Raw genomic sequence first — 3,864 nt, 5'->3', positions numbered from 1 at the left:
GGGGGGGGGGAGCCGGAACGGCGTGCTGGCGGTGAACACGCTCGCCGGCCGCCACGAGGCGCTGGCGCGCGCCTTCGCGTCGCCGTCGCATGGCGTCGACGACGGCAGGTTCGCGCACGGCGCCTGGCAGCCGCTCTCGACCGGCGCCCCGGTGCTTGAGGACGCCATCGCGGCGTTCGACGGCCGGATCGTGCGCGAGACGATCGTCGGCACCCATGCGGCCCTGTTCGTTGAGATCGATGCGATCCGCCTCTCCGAGCCCGCCGGCGAGGGCCTCTCGTATCACCACAGGCGCTACCGGCCGTTCTCGACCGAAGGGGGGCCCAGGGGTGGTGTGTAAGTAGTATTCCCGATTACGTGATTTCTTGATGCAAATTGCTTCAACTGCGGGCTTTTTCATCGCGCCGAGGCGATCGGCGTGGTGGAGACCGATGGCATGCCGACTCTCGAGATACTGAAAAGCGCCGGCCTCGACATGGCGGCGCTGCTGGCGCAGATCGCCGCAAACCCGCTCAGGGACCCGAAGACCTCCGGCGACAAGATCTTCGTCAAGAACGGCGACCTGACCTTCACCTTCACGGGCGACTTCGACCAGAAGGAGCTTTCCGGCCCGATCAAGAAGGTGCTCATCGCCGGCCCCGGCGGCGAGAAGCTGGTCGAGATCTCCGACTTCCCCAACCCCAAGCTCGATTTCTCGGTCGTCCGCGACTCGCTCGACGGCGGCGCGCCGACCTTCCTGCTCACGCTCGTCACGCTCGACTACCGGGTCGAGGGCAGCGCCGGGAACGACACGATCGTGGGCGGGGCCGGCACTGGCAAGTATTTCGGCAGCGTCGGCGACGACGTCTTCCTCGACATCGGCGTGGGAACCTATGTGGCCGGCCCCGGCAAGGACACGGTGAGCTACGAGCTCGTCGACAACAAGAAGGGCACGGGCGTCACGGCGAGCTTGTTCGACGCCGCGATCAACAAGGGCAAGGCGCTGGGCGACGTGTTCACGTCCGGCACGGACGCGATCGAGAACCTCACAGGCACCAAATACGCCGACATCCTGATGGGGGACGGCAAGAAGAACATCCTCGACGGCGGCGTCGGCGACGACACGCTGGTCGGCTACGGCGCCAAGGACGACCTGCGCGGCGGCGACGGCTTCGACTTCGCGTCCTATGAGTTTGTCCAGACGCCCGATGGGTTCGGCGTCGCGGTGTCGCTCGAGGAAGGGCGGGGTCTCGAGGGCGTCGAGGCCCGGCAGGACTTCCTCAAGAACATCGAAGGCGTCATCGGCAGCCTCGGCGCCGATAAGCTGATCGGCGACGGCGCGGCGAACGAGCTGCGCGGCCTCGACGGCAGCGACACGCTGATCGGCGGCGCGGGCGCCGACACGCTGGTCGGGCAGGCGAAGGACGACAGCGCCTTCGACTACGCGTCCTACGAGACCGCGGGCTCGGTCGGCGGCGACGGCAAGACCGGCGTGACGACCTCGATCAAGGCGGGCGGCGGCCAGACCGGCGACGCCGCGGGCGACGTCTACCGCAACATCGAGGGCCTGATCGGCAGCCGCTTCAATGACGACCTGACCGGCAATGACGGCGTCAATCGACTCTATGGCGGCGCCGGCGACGACCGGCTCGACGGCGCCGACGGCGGCGACTCGCTCTATGGCGGCGACGGCGCCGACACCCTGATCGGCGGCGGCGGCGCGAACGAGATGTTCGGCGGCAAGGGCGCGGACGAGTTCCGCGGCAGCGAGGCCGGCCAGGACTGGGCGGTCTATAGCGACGCGCTTTCGGCCGACTTCAGCACCGGCGTCACGGTCTCGCTTGCCGACGGCGGCTCGACCGGGGAGGCCAAGGGCGACGCCTTCATTTCGATTGAGGTGCTGGTCGGCAGTTCCTTCGACGACTCGCTGACGGGCGACGCCAAGGTGAATTCAATCTTCGGCGGCTCCGGCGACGACACCGTTTCGGGCGGCGGCGGCAGGGACAGCCTCTGGGGCGACTCGACGGCCTTCGGGGTCGACGGCGACGACACCTTCCTGCTCAAGGCGGGCGGCGAGGCGGTCCAGATCATGGACTACGACGTGTTCGACAAGGTCGCGATCGACCGCAAGAGCTTCGCGCTCGGCAAGAACTTCGTCTTCGAGGACGGCGTCAACTTTATCTCGGCCGACGATCCGGTCGCGACCACCAACGGCCCGACGTTCCTCTATGAGCGCGGCCCGGTGGGAGCGGACTTCCGCTATGTGGGCAAGCTGTTCTTCGACGCCGACGGGACCGGCGGGGAGGCCGCCAAGCTGATCGCCGACGTCCGCCTCGACAGCCAGCACTATCTCGACATCTTCGACATGACGGTGGTCTGAGCCCGACGCCGCGTCGCGCCTTCAGCGGCGCGACGCGCTGACGGCCGGGCCGCGGGCGTCGGTTAAGCGTCCGGCCCACATACGTATTTTTCCGAAGATGCCGTTTTATTGGGCGTCCATAGGATGCCCGGCTCCGGCCGCCTGCTCGCGGACGGCCGGACGGGGAGAGCGCCATGCCGACGATGAATGTGCTGACGGACGCGGGCTTCGACGCCCTGGAATTGATCGAGCTGGCGGCCGACTCCGGGATCATCGACCTGGAAGAAGTGAAGGTCGAGACCGACAGAGCCGTCTTCGGCTTCAAGAAGGTGAAGTTCGAGCTTTCCGGCCAGTTCGACCCGGACGAGTTCACCGGACGGATCGATTCGATCACGATCGTCCAGGCGGGTGAACCCGTCCTCGAGCTCGTCGAGCTCAAACTCGGTTTGGCGCAGCTCGGCTTGCTCATCGTCACCGGACCGGCGGCTCTTCTGTTCGCTCTCCTGGGTCAGAAATACGAGGTCAACGGCGGCGAAGGCGGCGATGTGCTCCTCGGCGGCTCCGGCGATTATTTCGGCAATGGCGGGAACGACACTCTGATCGCGTTGGGCAAGGCCGATCTCGACGGCGGCTCCGGCGCGAGGGATGCGGCCAGCTACAGCTTCGTCACCTCCGACACAGAGGTCGGCGTCACCGCCTCGCTCGCGGACGAGGCGCTGAACACGGGCGAGGCCAAGGGCGACACCTATGTCGCTATCGAAGGTCTGATCGGCTCGAACTACGACGACACGCTGTTCGGCGACAAGAAGTCGAACCAGCTGTCCGGCGGGAACGGCGACGACACGCTCGAAGGCGGCAAGGGCCGCGACACGCTCGACGGCGGCAAGGCCACGGATTTCGCGTCATATGAGAGCTCGCCTTCGATCGGCGACGATTTCGAGACCGGCGTCAAGGCGTCTCTGGCGACGAACAGGGGTTACAGCGGCGACGCCAAGGCGGATCGCTACGTCAACATCGAAGGGTTGATCGGCAGCTCCTTCGACGACGAGCTTATCGGCGGCGGCGGCGGCGACAGGATCCTCGGCGCCGCGGGCGACGACACGGTGTCGGGCGGCAAGGACGACCAGCTCTGGGGCGATTCGACGGAGTTCGGGATCGGCGGCGCCGACACGTTCCTGCTGCGGAACATGGGCGACGCGTCAATCTCGATCATGGACTTTGACATCGACGACCGGGTCGCGATCGACCGCAAGTCCTTCGCGCTTGGTACGAATTTCGTGTTCCAGGACGGCGTCAACTTCATCTCGGCCGACGATCCTGTCGCGACCGGCGACGGGCCGACCTTCCTGTTCGACCGCGGCGTCCAGGGGGCGGATTTCCGCTACCGGGGCGAGCTGTTCTTCGACGCCGACGGCAAGGGCGGCGAGGCCGCCAAACTGGTCGCGAGGATCGCGTTCGACAGCCAGCACTATCTCGACATTTTCGACGTGACGCTGGTCTGAGCCAGCCTCATTGGCTGCGGACGC

General features: G+C 66.8%; 3 protein-coding genes. All 3 read left to right on the top strand.

Annotated elements, in window-relative coordinates; genetic code table 11:
* A partial coding sequence (locus EK403_RS20260) for a flavin reductase family protein (protein WP_245479819.1) occupies positions 1-340 on the top strand: 340 nt, incomplete at its 5' end.
* A gap of 96 nt (positions 341-436) precedes the next feature.
* The gene (locus tag EK403_RS20255; protein WP_164919696.1) at positions 437-2,359 is read left to right on the top strand and encodes a calcium-binding protein; all 1,923 of its coding nucleotides are present in this window, start codon (positions 437-439) and stop codon (positions 2,357-2,359) included.
* Between the two features lie 173 nt (positions 2,360-2,532).
* Positions 2,533-3,840, top strand: coding sequence for a calcium-binding protein (locus EK403_RS20250; RefSeq protein WP_128779269.1), 1,308 nt, complete (start codon positions 2,533-2,535; stop codon positions 3,838-3,840).
* Positions 3,841-3,864: the final 24 nt, after the last annotated feature.

This window comes from Hansschlegelia zhihuaiae, assembly GCF_004103825.1.
In the GTDB taxonomy this organism is placed as follows: domain Bacteria; phylum Pseudomonadota; class Alphaproteobacteria; order Rhizobiales; family Methylopilaceae; genus Methylopila; species Methylopila zhihuaiae.
This window is presented reverse-complemented; position numbering and strand designations above follow the sequence as displayed.